Origin of the sequence: Allobosea sp. (assembly GCF_051860145.1) — a bacterium.
Lineage (GTDB): Bacteria > Pseudomonadota > Alphaproteobacteria > Rhizobiales > Beijerinckiaceae > Allobosea.
On record NZ_JBHYEM010000001.1, the window covers coordinates 493,961 to 512,790 of the forward strand.

The following is an 18,830-nucleotide window of genomic DNA, read 5'->3' on the forward strand; positions in this document are numbered from 1 at the left end:
AGGTTTCGGAAGATGGTGAAGGTAGCGCGAGCGGAGCGCCGCACTCTCGAACGCGCTGGGCTTCAACCGATCAGCTTTGCGCTTTTGTCCTATGGATTTTTCCCAGCACGACAATCTAGGGTAGAGCAGAATGGATGTTGGGGGATCATCCGCTGTGAACGCCAGCTATTTCGCTGCTTCTACTGTCAGGTTGCAATATGCCAGGGCAGCCTGATCATCCTGCGTCAGCCATCTCGGGCGCAGCATTCAGCGCCGATCGGAATATTCAGCAGATCGGGTTTCATCACCGCGATGCCATCCGTTTGCTGTTCATCCTTGTGGTCGGCAGCGAAGAGGCTGAAGACGGCGAGCGCATTTTTCGCGGCGAGAAGCGCGCGATGGCGATGGATTTCCTCGTACGATATCCGGACTATCTCGCTGACGAATTGCTCAACCGATACGAGCGTGAGAAGGACCTCGCCAGCCTCCAGGCCGCGAGGCAGATATTCGAGCGGGACGAACCAGATGTCCGTACCGTTGCCATGGTTCGCTGGCGCCGGGGTGCATTCCAGAACATCGAGATGCCACTCTCGATCCTAACGGCTCATGGGCTTGTCCGCGCGCTGAAGCAAACGGTAGGGCACAAACGTCACGATTTCATCGTGACACAGGCCGCGTTGGCATTCGTCGCGAAGATCGAACGCGAACAACCGAGTCTAACCTGGTATCGCGATCGCGTACAGTTGGTCATGACGCTCGCGGGCTTCCGCAGCGGTTCCAGCCTGAAGGACGATCAGTACCTCCATCCTGAATATCGCGACGCGCCTCACGGTACCGAAATCCCGTCTATCAAGGGACGCGTTCTCACCAGGCTCGATTCCTTGAGGCGGCGCGGATGAATCATCAGGTCACAGCAGCGGACTGGGTTGAGGCTATTGCCAGCAAGTCCTCGCTTACTGCTAGCACGGTGCAGGAGACACTCGACCGGTATGGCATCGAACCGCAATCGACGCTCCCGCGACGCAAGCATTTGCGGATCCGGTCAGTCAGGCTACAGGGCGTCAAGGAAGGAGCAGCCGAGAACGGCCCATTCGACAGCACTTTCCGCTTCGGACAGGGCCTGTGGGCAATTCTCTCGGATCAAAACTCGCGCGGAAAGTCCACGCTGCTCGGCGTGATCCAAGGTGGCATACGCGGAGATCTGCCTGACCGCGTGAAGCCTGACATCTGGCGTTGGTTGAGCCATGTCGAGGTGGTCTTCCAGGCCAACGAGATCGAGCATCGGCTCGTCATCACCAAGAAATCTGGCGACGAGCGACGGGAGGGGCAGGCCCAGTTTGCTCGCGAACAGGGCGAAACCTGGTTTCCGCTTTACGAGGGACCCATAGGCGATCCGCTTGAGCGGGCTATGGAAGATGCCATGCTGGCGGAGTTCGGCTTTGCCAGATTCCATGCTCACAATGACCGGGACGGGAGCCATACCCATGGCTGGCCGGCGATCGCGGCCGCACTTTTCGTCAATGGGCCCGGAAAGGCGATCTTTGGAGAGGTCCTGATCGACGCGATCCCGCTGCGGCTCCTGCAGATGTTCATGGGACTTCCATGGGTCAGTACCTACACGGCAGCGTCGACGGCACTGAAGCGGATTCGAGCCAGCAAATCGGAACGCGCGCCCCTCAACAAGGGCTTCCTGGACAGGTTGGCGGCGCGCCTCCAAAAGGTGGAGGAGGCGCTAGAGGAGAAACGCGGTCAGGTTCGGCCGGATATCGATCGCAGTGCCATCCGGGCCCAGATCCTCGTCCTGGACGGAGAGCTGATAGCGCTTCGAAAGGCGGCGGACCGCGCTCGGGATCAGTCGGCGAACCAGGATAGGCAATGGCAGGGCGCCAAGACACTTTTGGCCGAAACGAGGCGATCTCTGCAGCAACTGACGGATGACCGGAACGCCGGGCTCGTATTCCGCTCATTGCGGCCGGTCTGCTGTCCATCCTGCGACGCCGGCATTGATTTGAATCGTCATGAGAGCGCAAGCAAAAAGGCGATTTGCGCGCTGTGCGGCACCGAAGATCGTGACCAGGACGATGAAAGCGGCATCCGCATCAGCGATCTCGAAGACGATGTGAAGGACGCCACGTCGCAGGTCGATCTGTTAAAGGACGCCTTCGACCAAGCAAAAGACAACGAGAAGGCGGCTGTTCAGGCTGTTTCAGCGGCCGCGAGTAGGCTGAAGTCGCTGGAAAAGGACCTGTCGTCTGAGGCTGAGGCCGATCTCGAACTGGAAATTCGGGGCCTGGAAGCACAGAAGACCGAGCTCCAGAGTCTCATAGCGGGTGAGGATGAGGTCGAGCCTAACCAAGGCGACAAAACTGCTGATGACGAGGCCGTTTTGAAAGCGGCGGAAGAGATCACCAAGGAGCTTTACGACGGCCTGGCTCGCGACATTCTTCGGGAGGTTTCTGAAGAAATCACACGCCTGTCCAAACTCTTCGGCGTGCAAAATCTCGAAAGCATGGAATGGGGTACTGGCGGAGCGCTACGCATCATCCAAGGCGCTACGCAGACGAGCTTCGGCAAACTTTCGCCGGGTGAAAACCTCCGTGTGAGAATCGCGGCCGCGCTCGCGATCATCGAGGTTTCGCGCCGCCGCATGTATGGCCGCCACCCAGGACTTCTTGTCCTCGATAGCCCGGGATCCCAGGAAATGAGCGCCGGTGATTTTGCCACCCTCCTGTCCTCCGTTCAGGAGGCGATCGAGAACGCCGACGACATCCAGATTATAGTCGGCGCTGTCGCTCGTCCGCAGCTGCTCCAGGTTGTCCCTGGCGACCATACGACCCACGCTCAAGACCAACGATTCCTCTTCTGACGGCCGCGAGACCGTGTCGACTAACGCCCTCCTTGACGGGCTCCTGAGTGCAGGAGCCCGGTTCGACTTCGGCAATTCCTCGCCCGACGATGTCGCATTGGCGTTGAGCGCGCTTGCCGGCGAGGTCGAGGAGGCGCAGCTGTTCGCGGCTCTCGCATCTCACCCTCGCACCGACCTGACCGAGAAGGCTTTGCTGGCAGCAATCCACGCGACCGATGTTCTCGCCATGATGGAGATCGCGTCATGGCTTGGTCGTGGAGGGCTGATCGCCCCATCCAGCCGCAAGGCAGTCGGCGAGGCGTTTCGAAAGCGCGCGGCGAATGCGTCGGATCACTACGGGGTGCGCGCGCAGGCACTCAAGGCGGCGATGATCCTCGCCCAAAGCGAAGCCGGATTGAGGTTGCGCCTGCAAGCCGATCTCATCAGCCTCGAGGCTACCGATGACGGCAACTATCTGCGCCATGCAGCGCGTATCGCAGGTGCTATCCACGCACACGCCCCCCTTGAGGAATTGCGGGAGCTCCTGACGCGTCTCGCGAACGTCAAGGAGGCGATGGACGAAGCGCTTTTCGAGCTTGGCCTCGACGCTCTTCGTGCTGGCATGGAGGCGACAACTCCGGAAGCCGCTCTATCAGAATTTCGCCAAGCGCAAGCCTTCTTCGAGCGCGCGGAACAGGCGTCCGAGAGCCGCGTCGATGCCAAGCTCTACAGAAGCTGCCTCGATGTGCTGGTCGATTTCCACACAGGTCAGGATGGCGATCTGACCACCTATGTCGAGGCGATCCAGCAAGCCGCCTTCGAGTACACGGCCTATCTGATGCGATCAGATCGCGATGCGGAGACCGGCTCCTGGCTGTCGGTCAAGGATTGCGAGCGCGTCCACTGGTCGTCGCTCGCGCTGCGGCTTGAAAGCTTGGCCGGCAAGCTGTCCCACTCCGCCTGGATCAGCGTTGCTGCCGCCTTGGAGGATGAGCTCCTTTCGATTTACACCGCCAGTCGGAGCATGTTTCGACGGAGCACTGCTGGCGGCCTCGAGGAGTTGCTACGGCCGCGGATCGTGGGCAGCATGCAGAAGGAGCTCCGCTCTCTCGATATTCTGGAACTATGGATCGCCGAGAATTCGTCGTCTGGCTTGCTGCCGGATGCAGACGCCCTCCGAGAGCTGGTCGTCCACGCCCGAGAAGATCTCGTTGCACACCGCCCTTCGGGGGCGGTGGTCGGCAGCTCACCGACCGCCGCCATCATTGAGCGCCTGCCAGCGAGCGAGCAGGCGACGATCGTGGCGCGGATCGAGGCGGACGCGCTATCGATCTTGAATGAGACAGTATCCCGGAGCTTCATTGAGGTTCTGGAGGCCGCAACCAACGGGCTCATGGAGAATGGCGACTACGCAAAGCACGAGGACGCTCGGAGATTCTTCGACGTAGTCCTGCTGCATACGACCCGCTTCCTCGTCGCGCGTCACGATTTGAGTGTCGCGACGTTTCCCTTGGTTGCCTACCTGTTCAACCGCAGCACCGATAACCCTCCGCTGGAAGCGGATCTCCAGCACGACTTTGTCAATTTCCTCATGGGCTCGACACTCGCGCAAATCTGCACCCCAGAAGCGAGAGATCTCGGTGGAGGTCGCGTCGATGTCCTTTTCACGTTCCGGTGGATGAAAACCACGGCCGAGCTCAAACGATCACTCCCCAAACGATCATCAGATCAGCTCGTTGACGAGTACGGGCCCCAAGCAATCGCGTATCAGAGCACCAATGTCAGCTTTGCCATTCTGATGGTTCTCGATCTTTTCGACAGAATGGGCGCCCAGCCCGACATCAGGGATCAGATCTCGCTTCACCATCGAACCTTAGCGGACAGTTCGGTCCAGAAGACGGTGGTGCTGTTCCGCGTCCAGGGCAAGCGTCACACACCGTCCGACCTAGGCAAGTCGGCTTTGACGGCGCCCAAATCGAAAAGCGCTTGAACCAAAAGCGGTGCTAGAGCAGTTCCTCGCGCGACGAGCGCGACAGATTGATGGCCGCCAGGAAAGTGAGACGCACGTCCATTGGACGGCCGGAAACCGGACGCTCTGAGAGTCGGAAATGGGGCCGCCTGCGGACAAGCGCTCTTGCGGTCCACCTGTCGGAAATTGGTGCACGCCAATTGCGACGAACGTTGCCCACGTAGGCAACGCTTGAGGGATTCGCTGTGTCTCAAGCCGAAATGCTTTCGCCAAGAATGACAACAGGGAACCCTCGAATCCCTAGAAACGCGTCCGGCGCCCCTTTTTCGTCATGCATAAAACGCGACGCATCGCTTCCGCGGGGAGGGGCTATCGAGGTTCGAAAAGGGTGGGCAGTCCTCTAATGCATTGATTTAATTAGGGAAAATGGCGCGCCCGACACGATTCGAACGTGTGACCTTTGCCTTCGGAGGGCAACGCTCTATCCAGCTGAGCTACGGGCGCAAACCGTGCAGGCTGGATAAACGATTGCCGCGGCTTCGGCAACGAGGGATTTGGCCTGCCGGGGTCGACCCTGCAAACGGGTGCAAGGCGTCGATGGCCTGAATCTCGTAGACGCGCCCATCATGCCGACAGCGTCTCATGCAAACCCGAACTTGCCGGTGAATGGCCACTGGGCGAATGGCTCACCTCATCGCCAGCCGACCAAATTAGAAGTGGAGCGTGGGAAATTCTCGCGCCGTCAATCGCGTGGTGACAATCTGAAGAAGTCGCTCGGCGATGGACTTCCCGCCGGACTCGATTCCAAACTGTGCCGCGGCCTTGAGCCGATGCGAAGGCAGGCTATGCCGACGAGCAGGAGGCGACTAACGCATGAGCGGGTTCTTGATCACGGGCGGGCGGGTTGCCGATCCGGAAAGCCATCATGACGAGGTAGCGGATGTCGCCATCGTCGACGGCAAGATCGTCGCGGTCGGCACCGGGCTTGGCAGTGCCGAGCGGATGATCGATGCCCGGGGTTTGATCGTCGCACCAGGTTTTATCGACCTTCACGCCCATGGCCAGTCGATTCCGGCAGACCGGATGCAGGCCTTCGACGGCGTGACCACAACGCTCGATCTCGAAGCGGGCGTTCTGCCGGTCTCATCCTGGTATCGCCGCCAAGCCGAGCAGGGCCGCATCCTGAACTATGGCGCCGCAACGAATTGGGCGTTCGCCCGCATTGGCGCGATGATCGGGATCAACGAGGAATCGTCGCTGGAGTCGTTCGGACGTGCCATGCGCGATCCGCGCTGGATGGACAATGTCTCGTCAAGCGCCGAGCAGCAGAACATCCTCGACCGCATTGCAGGCGGGCTCGACGAAGGCGGTATCGGCATCGGCATCCTGAACGCCTATGCCCCCGGCGCCGGCGTACAGGAGCTTACCGCGCTTTGCCAGCTTGCTGCCGACCGCGGCGTTCCGACCTTCACCCACATCGCCTATATGGCGAACACGGACCCGAAAAGTGCGGCAGAAGCCTATATCCGCCTGATCGGCTATGCCGGCGCGACCGGCGCGCATATGCATATCTGCCACTTCAACAGCTCGAGCAAAACCGACGTGGAGCGTTGCGCGCGCCTGATCAGGAAAGCCCAGGCGCAAGGCTTGCCGATCACGGTTGAGGCCTACCCATACGGCACCGGCTCGACGGTGATCGCAGCCGCCTTCTTCAGCGACCCCGAGTTCGAAAGCCGGAACGACACCAGCTACGAGCAGATCCAGCTCGTGGCGAGCGGACGCCGGATGCGAGGCCGGGAGGATCTGCTGGCCACGCAATCCGAGGATCCCTCGCAGCTCGTTCTCTGGCATGTGCTGGACACCGAGAACAATGCGCGCCACCGCGACATGCTCGACATCTCGGTGCTCTATCCGGACGGCGCCATCGCCTCGGATGCGATGCCCTGGTCGATGCCGGATGGCGCGACCTATACCGGAGATGCCTGGCCCTTGCCTGACGAGGCGACGTCGCATCCGCGCTCATCGGGCACCTTCACGCGCTTCCTGCGTCACTGGGTTCGGGAGCGGCAGGCGATCCCGCTGCTCGACGGCATCGCGAAATGCACCCTGATCCCGGCCGAGATCCTCGCGGCGAGCACGCCTGCCATGCGCGACAAGGGGCGACTGCGGGCGGGAGCCGACGCCGATATCGTCATGTTCGACCTGGAGACGCTCACGGACCGGGCCGAATTCTCGGCGATGAACCGCCCGGCCGAAGGCGTCAGGCATCTCATCGTCAGCGGCGAGCCGGTGATCAGCGACGGCATGATGGACGTGGCGGCCCGCCCAGGCCGGCCCGTGCGCCGACCCGTTCAATCGACGACGTAAGCCGATGCCGGTTCCGATATTGCTGGTCACGGGCTTCCTCGGGGCCGGCAAGACAACGGTGGTCAATCACATCCTGAGCCAGGCCGGCGGCCGGCGCATCGCGGCGGTTGTCAATGATTTTGGCGCCATCAACATCGATGCGGAGCTCATCGCCGGCACGAAGGATGGCGTCATCAGCCTTGCCAATGGCTGTATCTGCTGCACGCTGGAAGGAGACCTGCTGCGGACGCTCGCCAATCTCCTACGGCGTTCGCCACGCCCCGAGGCGATCGTCATCGAGACGAGCGGCGTCGCGGATCCCGCGGACATCATCCGCAACCTGATGGACCCCGTCATCTGGCGCGAAGCTCCATTGGAAACGGTGCTGTGCGTTGTCGATGCAGGGTCATCGGAGGCAGATTATCGCGACCCGCTGTTCCTGAGCCAGTTGCGCGCGGCCGACATCCTTGCCCTCAGCAAGATCGACCTGGTCGGCGCCGCCATGCGAAGCGATCGGCGCCAGGCCCTCGCGGATATCAACGGCAGGGCCGTCATCGTCGAGGTTCAGGACGGCGACATCCCCCTCGAGCTCGCCCTTCCGGAAGTCGTCACTATCCGAGCACGAGCGACGCGACCGAAGCGGCCGAGTCTCGATCGATTTGAAAGCTTCAGCTGGGCAGCGCACGAGCCGATCTCGCTCAAAGCCTTTCAGCAGGTGATCGGCCGGCTTGCGCCCCGCCTTGCCCGTGCGAAAGGTTTTCTCGCAGCCGTAGAGCAACCGGAACGCCGCTCTCTCTTTCAGTTCGCGGGCGGCAGGGCGACGTTGTCGCCTTTCGATCAGGACAAGTCGACGCTGGCTGAAACACGCGTCGTCTTCATCGCCGAAAGCGGGAAAATCACCCAATCCGAAATCGACGGCTTGATGGCTCAGACCATGCGGGCCGGATAACCGCCTGCGGTTTCGGCTGCGAGGGATCGGTAGCGGAGCGGCAATGGCCAGCCGCCAGCCCGAGTCGACCTCCGCCGCCGGGCGGCTATTTCTCGGCGGCGCGCAGGCGCGATGATTTCGTTGCGCTCCTGATTGCCCGCGCCAGCCAGGGGGCGCAGATGCTCAGGGCGGTCACCACGAACAGCGCGACCACGATCGGCCGGGTGAAGAACAGCAGCCAGTTGTGGTCGAAGATCAGCAGCGACTGCTTCAGCGTCTCCTCGACCATGGTGCCGAGCACCAGGCCCATCACCAGCGGCGCCGGCGAGAAGCCGTAGCGGCGCATCACATAGCCGATCACGCCGAAGCTGAGCATGACCCAGACATCGACCAGCGACTGGTTGGGGCCGTAGGCGCCGACGATCGCGAAGACCAGCACGCCCGGCCACAGGATCGCGTCGGGGATCAGCGTGATCCGGGCGAAAAGCTTGGCGGCGAACAGGCCGAGGACGACATACATCAGGTTCGAGGCCAGCATCGAGGCGAAGACGGCATAGAGCAAAGCCGGCTGCTCGTTGAACAGATGCGGGCCGGGCCGCACGCCCTGCACGATCAGGCCGGCCAGGATGATGGCCGTGGTCGCGCTGCCCGGGATGCCGAGCGCCAGCGTCGGCACCATGCTGCCGCCGACGGCGGCGTTGTTGGCGGCCTCGGGTCCGGCGATGCCCTCGATCGAGCCCTTGCCGAACTCGTCCTTGTATTTCGACCAGCGTCTGGTCTCGTTATAGGAGATCAGGGCGGCGGTGGTCGCGCCCAGCGCCGGCAGGATGCCGATGAAGGTGCCGAGCACGCTCGACAGGCCGATCGCCTTGGCGCATTTGCGATAATCGGCCATGGAGGGCAGCTTCATCGCGCTGAGGCCGAGCCGCTCGGGGATGATCTGCAGCCGGCCGGCCTGCACCAGCAATTCGCTGATCGCGAACAGACCGGTGAGCACGGGCACCAGCCCGAGACCCTCGCTCAATTCCGGCACGCCGAAGGTGAAGCGGTCGACGCCCGTCATCAGATCCAGCCCGATCGTCGCCAGCAGCACGCCGAAGGCTCCGACCATCAGGTTCTTGATGCCCGTCGAGCTACCGACGGCAGCCAGCATCGACAGGCCGAAGATCGCGAGCGCGAAATATTCAGGGGGGCCGAAGCTGTAGGCCGCCTTCGCCAGCAGCGGGGCCGCGACGATCAGCACGAAGACGCTGAAGATGCCGCCGATCGCGCTTGCGATCGTCGACATGCCAAGGGCTCGTCCCGCCTCGCCGCGCCGCGCCATCGGATAGCCGTCATAGGCCGTCGCCGAGGCGGAGGGGTCACCCGGCGTATTGATCAGGATGGCGGTGATCGAGCCGCCGAAATTGGCGGCGCAATAGATCGCGCCCAGGAAGGCGATGCCAGCCACCGGGCTCATCGTGATCGTGATCGGCAGCAGAAGGGCCGCCGTCGTGCTGCCGCTGAGGCCGGGCAGCGCGCCGACGATGACGCCAAGCACCGTCCCCGCCAGGATGATGCCGACCATGTAGGGGTCGGTGAGGATCGCCATGCCGGCGAGAAAAGCGTCCATCTGGTCCTCGCCGGTGGTGCAATGCTGTGGCAGGCGCGACGTGCCGGCTGCTCAGTTCAGCCAGGTCTGAAGAAATCCGCGGGGCAGGCCGATGCCGAAGCCGCGCACGAAGGCGAAATGGAGGGAAAGCGACATGCCGACGGCGATCGTCGCCAGCAGCCACAACCGCCGCTCGCCCCAGAGACGGCCGATGCCGATGATCGACGCGACGACCGCGCCGTGGATCCCGAACACGGCCATGGCCGCCATCACGCCGCCGATCGCGGCGGCCGTGGCGTAGACCATCGGATGCACCGCCTCGATCTCCGGCTGGCAGCGGCTGCTCGCGGTCAAGGCGAGCCAGCAGGCCAGCACGATGATGACGCCGAGCACAAGCTGCGGAAACGTCGCCGGAGCCATGCCCGTGGAAATCGCCGCAGGCACATCGTCGAAGGCCAGGGTCAGGCCCCAGACCGCGAGGCAGAGCGCAACGACGACGAGGCCGGTCACGACATCCGGGTGGGCACGGCCGGGCACGGGCCCGGCCCTGGCGGATGTTTCGTCGCCACCCTCCGTCGTCGGTGCCGCAAGCGTGGTTGCCGGCGACGGAAGCTGCCGGGCCATCATTTCTTGATCCCGAGCGAGGTCAGGGCGGCGTCGCCGGTCTTCAGGAATTCGTCGATCTCCGCCTGCCATTCGGCGCGGCCGACGACGCTGCTCCCGGACTGGCCGGAGCTCTTCAGGTAATCCTGGTAGATCTTGCCCTGCATCGCCTTGACCAGGCCCTCTTCGAGCACCTTGATCCGGTCCTCCGGCGTGCCTTTCAGGACGGCGAAGCCGCGCGTCGTCGAATAGACCGCCGGAATGCCGATCTCGGCCGCCGTCGGGGTCTGCGGCAACGAGTCCATCTTGCTCTTGGCGAAGACGATCAACGCCCGGACCTCATTCGCCTTGATCTGCGATTCAGCCTCGGCATAGTTCAGCAGCGCGCCATCGAGATTGCCGCCGACGAGGTTGACGACGATGTCGCCGCCGCCGCGGAAGGGCACGACGGTCGGCTTCTGCAGGCCGGCCTTCTCGGCGAAGCCGACGACGGCGATGTGATCGACGCTGCCGATCTGCGTGGTGCCGAACTTCATGGGCTTGGTCTTGGCCGCCGCGATGAAGTCCTGCGCCGTCTTGTAGGGGCTGCTGGCCCCGACCATCAGGACCTGCGGGTCCTCGGTGGCGCGGGCGATGCCGACGAGATCGCCGACCTTCACCGCCCCGCCCTTGCCTTGCAGCAGGGTCAGCAGATGGGTCTGCGTGATCAGCATGATGGTGTGGCCGTCCTTGGGACGGGAGGCGGCATATCCGAGCGAGGCCGACCCGCTGCCGCCGGTCTTGTTGGCGACCACGAGCTCGGTCTTCAACGCGGCGGGCGCCTGGACCATCATCATGCGGGCGGTGATGTCCGTGCCGCCGCCGACGCCTGCATGGGTGACGACCTCGATCGGCTTGGACGGAAACGCCTCCTGGGCCTGGGCTGCGCCCGCGACCAGGAGCGCGAGGCCGAAGCCCAGCGCGAGGCACGTCTTCCGGTGTGCTGGCATTGTCGTTTCCTCCTCCGTTGCCTTTGGGTCGGCCCCATTCGGGCTCGTCCCCATCCTGTGTTCAGGCCGTCTTGCCGTCCTCCGCTTCCTGGCGCGCGACCAGCCAGCGGCGCTTGCCGCCATGGGCGTGATCTTCGGCGAGCAGGCGGGCGCGATCGGCATCGCCGGCGGCCATGGCCGCGACGATCGCCCTGTGCTCGGCATTGGATTCGCGCATGCGCGGCGCCGTGCTGAGCGCGCTCTGACGCAGGAGATGGGTCTCCTTGATCAGCGCCTCATAGGTCTGCCTGGCGCGGCCATGGGCGGCGAAATCCAGGATCGCGTCGTGAAATTCGAGGTTGAGGCGATAATAGTTCGCGCCCCCGTCCCGCTCGATGGCGTCGTCCATCTGCGCGATCAGCCCCGACAGCGCCTCGCGCTGCGCCGGCGTGATCCGCCCGGCCAGTCTCTGGCAGACGAAACCGAAGACGACGGCGCGCACGTCGTAGATCTCATTGGCCTCGTCGTCGGGAATCTGGCGGACGAACACGCCGAGATTGACGACCGAATTGAGCAGGCCGGAGCGGACCAGTCCGCGCGTCGCCTCGCGGATCGGCCCGCGGCTGACGCCGAGGCGGGCGGCGAGCGCCTGTTCGTTGATGCGCTCGCCGGCCGCGAGCTCCCCGCTCAGGATCATGCGCTCGATCTCGTCCTGGACGATACCGGTCAGGGTCTGGGTGCGGCGCTGGGCGATGGCTGACATCACGTCGTTCATGGCCTGATCGTCCACCCACAAAACACAACTGTCAACAGTTGACGTATGATTGTTGACAGTTTGCATTCTGCTCGGCAGGTTGCGGCGAAGGAGAAGGCCATGCCTTTCAAACCCGCCTCGCTAGCGCTGTCCCGCTTCACCGTGCTCGATCTCACCCGCGTGAGATCCGGACCGACCGCCGTGCGCCAGCTCGCCGACTGGGGCGCGAACGTTATCAAGATCGAGACGCCGCCGGAGCTCGAGCCGGGCGAGGGGCCGGGCGGCCCGCGCCACGGCCCCGATTTCCAGAACCTGCATCGCAACAAGCGCAGCCTGACGCTCAATCTCAAATCGGCGGAGGGCAAGGCGGTCCTGCACAGGCTGGTCGAAAAGGCCGACGTGATCGTCGAGAACTACCGCCCCGATGTGAAGCATCGCCTCGGCATAGCCTATGAGCAGCTGGCCGCGCTCAACCCGCGCCTCGTCTATGCCAGCATCTCGGGTTTCGGGCAGGACGGGCCCTATGCGACGCGGCCCGGCTTCGACCAGATCGCGCAGGGCCTTGGCGGGCTGATGTCGATCACCGGCCTGCCCGGGCAGGGGCCGGTGCGCGTCGGCATCCCGGTCGCGGACCTCACCGCCGGGCTCTACTGCTCGCTCGGCATCATGGTGGCGCTCCTGGCACGCGAGGAAACCGGCAAGGGCCAGTGGGTCCAGACCTCGCTGCTGCAGGCCCAGATCGCGATGCTCGATTTCCAGGCGGCGCGCTGGCTGATGGATGGCGACGTCCCCAAGCAGGCGGGCAACAACCACCCGACCAGCATCCCGACCGGCGTCTTCCAGACGGCCGACGGACATATCAACATCGCCGTGACCGGCCAGGCGATCTGGGAGCGCTTCTGCCGCTCGGTCGATCGCACCGACCTGATCACGCATCCGGACTATGCCAGTGCGGCCCTGCGCTCCCGCAACCGCGATGCCCTGGGCCAGGAGATCAACGCGATCCTCAAGACGCAGGATGGCAGCTACTGGATCGCGCGCTTCAGCGAAGTCGGCGTGCCCTGCGGCCCGATCAACAGCATCGACGAGGTCTTTGCCGACCCGCAGGTCCAGCATGTCGGAATCGCGCAGAGCATCCATTCGCCAGCGCTCGCGCGCGACATCACGCTCGTCGGCCAGCCGGTCCAGCTCAGCGACACGCCGAGCTCGATTTGCGTGCCGCCGCCGGAACAGGGCGAGCAATCCGACGAGATCCTCGGCGAAATCGGCTTCTCGCCTGCGGATATCGCCGCCTTCCGCGCCAATGGCACGATCTAGGCTCTTGTTTTGCCGCGTTTTCTTCACGCGAACCGGTGTCCACTTCGCTCGAAAACGCTCTAACCGAAGCGACCGCAGTCAGGATTTTCGCCCATGACCGACAAGATGATCGCCCGCAAGGCCGATGGCATCGGCTGGCTGATCTTCAACAATCCCGAGCGCCACAACGCCGTCTCGCTGGAGATGTGGGAGGCCGCGATCGGGATCATCGCCGATTTCCGAGCCGATCCGGAGGTGCGGGTCGTGGTGGTGCGCGGGGCCGGCGAAAAGTCCTTCGTCTCGGGCGCCGACATCTCGAAATTCGAGGATGAGCGCGCGCAGGAAGAGGCGGTGAAGCGCTATGAGGAGGCGACCGAGGGCACCTATAGCGCGCTCCGGGCCATCGAGAAGCCGACCATCGCGATGATCCAGGGCTATTGCATCGGCGGTGGCGCGAATCTCGCCGTCTGCTGCGACCTGCGCATCTGCAGCGAGACGGCGAAATTCGCCATCCCCGCCGCCAAGCTCGGCCTCGGCTACGGCTATGCCCGCATCCGGCGGCTGATGGAGGTGGTGCGGCCCTCCTTCGCCAAGGAGATCTTCTTCACGGCCCGCCAGTTCGACGCCGAGGAAGCGCGGACCATGGGGCTGGCCAACCGCATCGTCCCGCAGGCCGAGCTGGAGACCTATGTCACCGACTATGCCCGCACCATCGCCGGCAATGCGCCGCTGACGGTGACCGCGATCAAGCAGATCGTGAACGAGGCGCTGAAGGACGAGGCGGAGCGCGATCTCGCCCTCTGCGACAGGCTGGTGAAAGCCTGCTTCGACAGCGAGGACTATGCCGAGGGCCGGCGCGCCTTCGCCGAGAAGCGCAAGCCGAACTTCAAGGGACGCTGAGCGAGGAAACGACGATGTCCGACAGCGCCGAGACGCAAGCCCTGCCTACGATCCTTTACGACGTTGCGGACGGCATCGCGACGGTCACCTTCAACCGCCCCGACGCGCGCAACGCCTTCACCTTCGAGATGTATGAGCGGCTCATCGAGATTTGCGAGACGGTGAATGCCGACCTCTCGATCCGGGCCATGATCCTCACCGGCGCGGGCGGGCGCGCCTTCGCCGCCGGCACCGACATCGCGCAGTTCCGCAGTTTCAGCACTCCGGAAGACGCGCTCGGATACGAGGCGCGCATCGACCGCGTGCTGGGCGCGCTGGAGACCTGCCGCGCCCCGACCATCGCGGCGATCGCCGGTGCCTGCACCGGAGGGGGAGCGGCGATCGCCGGCTGCTGCGACCTGCGCATCGCGGCGAGCAATTCCAGGTTCGGCTTCCCGATCGCGCGCACGCTCGGCAACTGCCTGTCGATGTCGAACTATGCCCGCTTCGCCGAGCTGCTCGGGACCGCGCGGCTGAAGGAGCTGATCTTCACGGCGCGGCTGTTCGAGGCGCAGGAGGCGCTCGCGATCGGGCTCGTCAGCGAAGTCGTGGCCGAGCCTGCCGAAATCATGGCGCGCGCGCAGGAGCTGGCGCGCCTCGTCGCCGGGCATGCGCCGCTGACCCTGCAGGCGACGAAGCAGGCGCTGCGCCGCCTCAGGCCCGCGATCCCGCGCGACGACGGCGATCGCCTGATCCTGATGTGCTACATGAGCGACGATTTCAAGGAAGGCATGAATGCCTTCCTCGAGAAGCGCGCGCCGCAGTTTTCAGGGCGGCATCCATAGCGCGGTCAGCCGGCGGAACTCTCGGAAACCAGGTAGTCCATCCGCGAGATCACTGCCTTGAGCGTCCGGATCGCCGCGTGCACGGCAGATGTCTGCCCGGCCTCCCAGAAGGTCGAGAACAGGCGGCCGGGCTCGACCTGCGGCTGCGTGTTCAGGACGAGCAGGACGCCCTGTTGCAGCTGCGTCTCGATCATCTTCAGCGGCAGCAGGCCAACGCCCACGCCCGACGCGACGAGATGGGCGACGACGGTGACGCTGGTGCAGAGATCGAGCCTTGCCGGCTCGAACCCGGCGCTGGAGAACCAGTCGACGATCTGGCGGTACATCGCCGAGGGTGGCGGATTGGAGATGATCGGCACGCTGCGCAAGTCGGCGGGCCGCACCCGCCCCTCCAGACCCCAGCGCGGCGACGCCGTCCAGACCGTCGGCTGCGCCCCGAGCGGCAGCATCCGCAAACCCGCCTGGCCGACCGGATTGACCAGGAAGGCGAGGTCGAGGCGATGCGCGCCCATGTCCCGTTCGAGGGCCGAGCTGGTGGCCACGTAGAGCTCGGCCTTGAGGGCCGGATAATCCTGGCGCAGCGCCTCGAGGAACGGCGCGAGGCAGACCATGGCGACGCCCTCGGCGAAACCGATGCGGATCGTCCCGCTGACCTCGACGGTGCGCTCCTCGCGGATCTTCCCGACTTCAGCGAGAATGACATGGGCGCGCTCGAGCAGGTCGACGCCGGCATCGGTGATCCGCAGGCCACGCCCTGCCCGCTCGAAGAGATCGCGCCCGAGGCTCTGCTCGAGTTCCTTGATCCTGAGCGAGATCGTCGGTTGCGCCAGGTTGAGCTGGCGCGCCGCGAGCTGGACCGAACCGAGCTGGGAGACCCAATAGAAGGCATCGAGCTGAGCGAGCGTCAGGCGCATAATTCAGGAATCCTGATGAGTTAGCCAGCAGATAATCAAATTGGATTGATCTTCGCAAAGCTGCTTAAGGGATCGGCGTTCCTCAAGGTTCGCCAGATACCGGATTTCATGCTGTCAGCTCCCCCCAAGATCGCCCGCATCGACGGCTACGAGATCGCCTGCCAGCTGCGGGAGCCGATCGGCAATTCCCGCCAGATGTTCGACCGGCGCAGCGCGCTCCTGATCGCCGTCACGAGCGAATGCGGCGCCACGGGCTGGGGCGAGACCTGGGCCTATCCGGCAGCGGCCACTGCCCTGATCCGCGAGATTTTTGCGCCGCATCTGCTCGGCCAGCCGGCGGATTGCCCGCGCGCCAACTGGCACCGGATGAATGCCGGGCTCGGCTATGACCGCCGCGGCATCTCGACCATGGCGATGGGTGGGCTCGACGTGGCGCTCTGGGACCTCGCCGGGACGATCGCGGACAAGCCCGTGCACGCGCTGCTCGGCGGCAAGCTGCGCAGCGCGATTCCCGCCTATGTCAGCGGCCCGTTCATGAAGCCCGGCCAGGATCCCTACCGCGACTTCGACGCGGACATCGCCGGCTATCTCGACGCCGGCTTTCGCGCGATCAAGGTGCGGATGGGCACCGAGCCGCGCCAGGACGGCGCGACCGCCCAGCGCATCCGCAAGCTGATCGGCGCCGAGATGCCGCTGATGATCGACCTGAATGAGGGCTTCAGCGTCGAGGGCGCGCTGGCGGTCGGCCGGCGTCTCGCCGAAGTCGACCCGGTCTGGCTCGAGGAGCCGATCGCCTATGACGACCTGCCCGGCTACAGCCGCCTGGCCTCGGCGCTGCCGGTCGCGCTCGCCGGCGGCGAGGCGCTGTTCGGCCTGCGCGCCTTCCGCGACTATCTCGCCGCCGGGGTCTTCGATTTCGTCCAGCCCGATCTCGGGCTCTGCGGCGGCCTGAGCGAGGGCATGCGCATCTCAGCCTTGTGCGACGCCTTCGACACCGCGCTGGTGCCGCATGTCTGGGGCTCGATCGTGAACTTCCAGGCTTCGCTGCATTTCGCCGCCTGCCTGCCGGAGCGTCGCGGCCGGCTGCGCTTCCCGCTGTTCGAATACGACCCGTCCGAGAACCCGCTGCGCAGCGCCTTCGGCAGCCATCCGCTCGATGCGTCAGGCGCCGTCGCGGTGCCGGATGCACCGGGCCTCGGCCTCGACCTCACGCCCGAAAGGCTCGCGCCCTTCGTGACCCGGCATTGGACGACCGAATAACCGCAACGGCCGGGCCAACCGGCCTCCAAACACCAGAGGAGACGACCATGAAGCTCAATTCCATCCTGCGGCTGGCGCTGGTGAGCGGCCTGTGCCTGGGCATCGCGCAGCAGGCCGCGGCGCAATCGGCGAAGGTCCTGAATCTCGGCTTCGTCGGGCGTTCGACGGCGCCGGAAGGCATCGCGATGCAGGCCTTCGCCGACGAGATCAAGGCCAAGACCAATGGCCGGATCGAGATCCGTCTCCATCCCGGCGGCGCGCTCGGCGGCGACCGCGAAGTGCTGGAAGGCCTCCAGCTCGGCACCGTCGACCTCACGGTGCCCTCGACCTCGGTGATCGCGAATTTCGTGCCCGAGGTCCAGGTCTTCGACATCCCCTTCCTGTTCCGCGACTTCGACCATGCCCAGGCGGTGCTCGACGGCCCGGTCGGCCAGGAGATGCTGGCGAAGTTCAAGGCCAAGGGCCTGCAGGGCCTCGCCTTTGGCGGCATCGGCTTTCGCCAGCTGACCAATAGCCGCCGGCCGGTCAACGGCCCGGAGGACGTCAAGGGCCTCAAGATCCGGACTCAGGAGAACCAGATCCATCTCCAGGTCTGGCGGGCGCTCGGCGCGCTGCCGACGCCGATGGCGCTGCCGGAGGTGTTCACGGCCCTGCAGCAGGGCGTGGTCGACGGGCAGGAGAACCCGATCGGCGCGATCCTCAACAACAAGTTCGGCCAGGTCCAGAAATACCTGACCCTGACCAACCATGCCTTCACGCCGGTCGGCTTCGTCATGGCCCCGCGCGCCTTCGAGGCGCTCTCGGCCGACGACCAGAAGCTCTTCCTCGAAGCGGCGCGGCGCGCCATGCAGATCTGCAAGGAGGAGGTCGCGAAGGTCGAGAAGACCGGCGTCGACGCCTTGCGGCAGCAGGGCCTCCAGGTCGTCGAGAAGGTCGACACCGCCAAGTTCCAGGAGATGCTGAAGGGCGCCTTCACCGAGCTCGGCAAGCGCTTCGGCGAGGCGACGCTGGCCCGCATCCGGGACCAGAAATGAGGACGCAGTCGAACAGGGCCGTCGCGCTGCTGCTGCGCACCGAGCGTCTCGTCACCGAAGCGAGCCTCGCCGCCGCCTGCCTGATGCTGACGGCGGCGGCCTGCTCCGGCCTGTTCCAGGTGGTGACGCGGTTCGTGCTGCACGAGCCGGCGACCTGGTCGGAGCCGCTGATCCGGATGCTGCTGATCTGGATGACCTATCTCGGCCTGGCCGCGGCGATCCGCGCCGGCTCGCTGATCTCGGTCGACCTGCTCTACCGGCTGGCGCGGGGCCGGCAGCGCCGGCTGCTGGAAGGGGCGATCGCGCTGGCGACGCTGACCCTGCTCGGGATCCTGTTCTGGTTCGGCTGGGATCTCGTCGCGCGCGTCCGCTTCCAGAACCTGGCCGGGCTCGAGATCCCGATCAGCTACGCCTATGCCGCGATCCCGACGGGCGCGGCGCTCTCCATGCTCGCCGTGATCGCGCAGTTCTTCGATCCGCGGCGCAACGAACTCGACACGGCCGTCTAGAGCCGGATGCTTTCAGGTGGGACCGCACGGCGATCCACCTGAAAGCTGAATCCGTCTCTCCCCCATAAGTTGGAGCCGGATCAATGCGAAAAACCGGCTCCCACTTTTTC

At 64.8% G+C, this 18,830-nt stretch carries 16 protein-coding genes and 1 tRNA gene; 11 read left to right on the forward strand and 6 right to left on the reverse strand.

Translation table 11 applies throughout. The features are described 5' to 3' along the window. The first annotated feature begins 197 nt into the window (after positions 1-197). From ACTIF2_RS02265 to ACTIF2_RS02275, 3 genes are read left to right on the forward strand one after another with little or no spacing between them, the layout of a single operon-like run. Entirely contained in the window at positions 198-878 is a 681-nt protein-coding gene (locus ACTIF2_RS02265; RefSeq protein WP_439495388.1) for a hypothetical protein, read from the forward strand. Beyond that, positions 875-2,845: a hypothetical protein gene (locus tag ACTIF2_RS02270; RefSeq protein WP_439495389.1), complete on the forward strand. Its 1,971-nt coding sequence runs from the start codon at positions 875-877 to the stop codon at positions 2,843-2,845. Before ACTIF2_RS02265 ends, ACTIF2_RS02270 begins: the two co-directional genes overlap by 4 nt. After that, complete coding sequence (locus ACTIF2_RS02275; RefSeq protein ID WP_439495390.1) at positions 2,793-4,814, forward strand: hypothetical protein; 2,022 nt, start codon at positions 2,793-2,795, stop codon at positions 4,812-4,814. Before ACTIF2_RS02270 ends, ACTIF2_RS02275 begins: the two co-directional genes overlap by 53 nt. A gap of 406 nt (positions 4,815-5,220) precedes the next feature. Here ACTIF2_RS02275 and ACTIF2_RS02280 read toward each other — a convergent pair. Further along, positions 5,221-5,297, reverse strand: a tRNA-Arg gene (locus ACTIF2_RS02280). 369 nt (positions 5,298-5,666) lie between these two features. Here ACTIF2_RS02280 and ACTIF2_RS02285 point away from each other — a divergent pair. Together ACTIF2_RS02285 and ACTIF2_RS02290 are read left to right on the forward strand one after the other, a co-directional pair. Then, positions 5,667-7,160: an amidohydrolase family protein gene (locus ACTIF2_RS02285; protein WP_439495391.1), complete on the forward strand. Its 1,494-nt coding sequence runs from the start codon at positions 5,667-5,669 to the stop codon at positions 7,158-7,160. 4 nt (positions 7,161-7,164) lie between these two features. Next, positions 7,165-8,088, forward strand: coding sequence for a CobW family GTP-binding protein (locus ACTIF2_RS02290; protein WP_439495392.1), 924 nt, complete (start codon positions 7,165-7,167; stop codon positions 8,086-8,088). An 85-nt stretch (positions 8,089-8,173) separates the two neighbouring features. Here the strand turns inward: ACTIF2_RS02290 and ACTIF2_RS02295 are convergent, their stop codons facing one another. From ACTIF2_RS02295 to ACTIF2_RS02310, 4 genes are all read right to left on the reverse strand, one after another. After that, positions 8,174-9,679, reverse strand: coding sequence for a tripartite tricarboxylate transporter permease (locus ACTIF2_RS02295; protein ID WP_439495393.1), 1,506 nt, complete (start codon positions 9,677-9,679; stop codon positions 8,174-8,176). 51 nt (positions 9,680-9,730) lie between these two features. Next, positions 9,731-10,195 (reverse strand): tripartite tricarboxylate transporter TctB family protein, encoded by a 465-nt coding sequence (locus ACTIF2_RS02300; protein WP_439495394.1) that lies wholly within the window; start codon positions 10,193-10,195, stop codon positions 9,731-9,733. Between the two features lie 86 nt (positions 10,196-10,281). After that, a complete protein-coding gene (locus tag ACTIF2_RS02305) occupies positions 10,282-11,250 on the reverse strand; it encodes a Bug family tripartite tricarboxylate transporter substrate binding protein (RefSeq protein WP_439495395.1) in 969 nt (322 codons plus the stop codon). Between the two features lie 61 nt (positions 11,251-11,311). Continuing rightward, on the reverse strand, positions 11,312-12,004 hold the full coding sequence (locus ACTIF2_RS02310) for an FCD domain-containing protein (RefSeq protein ID WP_439495396.1): 693 nt from the start codon (positions 12,002-12,004) through the stop codon (positions 11,312-11,314). 99 nt (positions 12,005-12,103) lie between these two features. Here ACTIF2_RS02310 and ACTIF2_RS02315 point away from each other — a divergent pair, with 99 nt between their 5' ends. From ACTIF2_RS02315 to ACTIF2_RS02325, 3 genes are all read left to right on the forward strand, one after another. After that, complete coding sequence (locus ACTIF2_RS02315) at positions 12,104-13,300, forward strand: CaiB/BaiF CoA transferase family protein (RefSeq protein ID WP_439495397.1); 1,197 nt, start codon at positions 12,104-12,106, stop codon at positions 13,298-13,300. Between the two features lie 93 nt (positions 13,301-13,393). After that, a complete protein-coding gene (locus tag ACTIF2_RS02320; protein WP_439495398.1) occupies positions 13,394-14,179 on the forward strand; it encodes an enoyl-CoA hydratase in 786 nt (261 codons plus the stop codon). 14 nt (positions 14,180-14,193) lie between these two features. Further along, positions 14,194-15,003 carry an enoyl-CoA hydratase gene (locus tag ACTIF2_RS02325; RefSeq protein WP_439495399.1) on the forward strand — a complete coding sequence of 270 codons (810 nt, stop codon included), beginning with the start codon at positions 14,194-14,196 and terminating at the stop codon, positions 15,001-15,003. Between the two features lie 5 nt (positions 15,004-15,008). On the opposite strand, the gene ACTIF2_RS02330 is transcribed toward ACTIF2_RS02325, so the two are convergent. Continuing rightward, entirely contained in the window at positions 15,009-15,917 is a 909-nt protein-coding gene (locus tag ACTIF2_RS02330) for a LysR family transcriptional regulator (protein WP_439495400.1), read from the reverse strand. A gap of 108 nt (positions 15,918-16,025) precedes the next feature. On the opposite strand from ACTIF2_RS02330, the gene ACTIF2_RS02335 reads away from it, so the two are divergent. From ACTIF2_RS02335 to ACTIF2_RS02345, 3 genes are read left to right on the forward strand one after another with little or no spacing between them, the layout of a single operon-like run. Next, positions 16,026-17,177, forward strand: a complete 1,152-nt coding sequence (locus tag ACTIF2_RS02335; RefSeq protein WP_439495401.1) for a mandelate racemase/muconate lactonizing enzyme family protein — start codon at positions 16,026-16,028, stop codon at positions 17,175-17,177. Positions 17,178-17,224: 47 nt separating this feature from the next. Further along, positions 17,225-18,211 (forward strand): TRAP transporter substrate-binding protein, encoded by a 987-nt coding sequence (locus ACTIF2_RS02340; RefSeq protein WP_439495402.1) that lies wholly within the window; start codon positions 17,225-17,227, stop codon positions 18,209-18,211. Then, complete coding sequence (locus tag ACTIF2_RS02345) at positions 18,208-18,720, forward strand: TRAP transporter small permease (RefSeq protein WP_439495403.1); 513 nt, start codon at positions 18,208-18,210, stop codon at positions 18,718-18,720. Before ACTIF2_RS02340 ends, ACTIF2_RS02345 begins: the two co-directional genes overlap by 4 nt. Positions 18,721-18,830: the final 110 nt, after the last annotated feature.

What these genes read in the sequence shown, in the direction of transcription:
- ACTIF2_RS02265 (WP_439495388.1), top strand. Translation starts at nt 198, where the DNA reads ATGCCAGGGCAGCCTGATCATCCTGCGTCAGCCATCTCGGGCGCAGCA.
- ACTIF2_RS02270 (WP_439495389.1), top strand. Translation starts at nt 875, where the DNA reads ATGAATCATCAGGTCACAGCAGCGGACTGGGTTGAGGCTATTGCCAGC.
- ACTIF2_RS02285 (WP_439495391.1), top strand. Translation starts at nt 5,667, where the DNA reads ATGAGCGGGTTCTTGATCACGGGCGGGCGGGTTGCCGATCCGGAAAGC.
- ACTIF2_RS02290 (WP_439495392.1), top strand. Translation starts at nt 7,165, where the DNA reads ATGCCGGTTCCGATATTGCTGGTCACGGGCTTCCTCGGGGCCGGCAAG.
- ACTIF2_RS02295 (WP_439495393.1), bottom strand. Translation starts at nt 9,679, where the DNA reads ATGGACGCTTTTCTCGCCGGCATGGCGATCCTCACCGACCCCTACATG.
- ACTIF2_RS02305 (WP_439495395.1), bottom strand. Translation starts at nt 11,250, where the DNA reads ATGCCAGCACACCGGAAGACGTGCCTCGCGCTGGGCTTCGGCCTCGCG.
- ACTIF2_RS02310 (WP_439495396.1), bottom strand. Translation starts at nt 12,004, where the DNA reads ATGAACGACGTGATGTCAGCCATCGCCCAGCGCCGCACCCAGACCCTG.
- ACTIF2_RS02315 (WP_439495397.1), top strand. Translation starts at nt 12,104, where the DNA reads ATGCCTTTCAAACCCGCCTCGCTAGCGCTGTCCCGCTTCACCGTGCTC.
- ACTIF2_RS02320 (WP_439495398.1), top strand. Translation starts at nt 13,394, where the DNA reads ATGACCGACAAGATGATCGCCCGCAAGGCCGATGGCATCGGCTGGCTG.
- ACTIF2_RS02325 (WP_439495399.1), top strand. Translation starts at nt 14,194, where the DNA reads ATGTCCGACAGCGCCGAGACGCAAGCCCTGCCTACGATCCTTTACGAC.
- ACTIF2_RS02330 (WP_439495400.1), bottom strand. Translation starts at nt 15,917, where the DNA reads ATGCGCCTGACGCTCGCTCAGCTCGATGCCTTCTATTGGGTCTCCCAG.
- ACTIF2_RS02335 (WP_439495401.1), top strand. Translation starts at nt 16,026, where the DNA reads ATGCTGTCAGCTCCCCCCAAGATCGCCCGCATCGACGGCTACGAGATC.
- ACTIF2_RS02340 (WP_439495402.1), top strand. Translation starts at nt 17,225, where the DNA reads ATGAAGCTCAATTCCATCCTGCGGCTGGCGCTGGTGAGCGGCCTGTGC.
- ACTIF2_RS02345 (WP_439495403.1), top strand. Translation starts at nt 18,208, where the DNA reads ATGAGGACGCAGTCGAACAGGGCCGTCGCGCTGCTGCTGCGCACCGAG.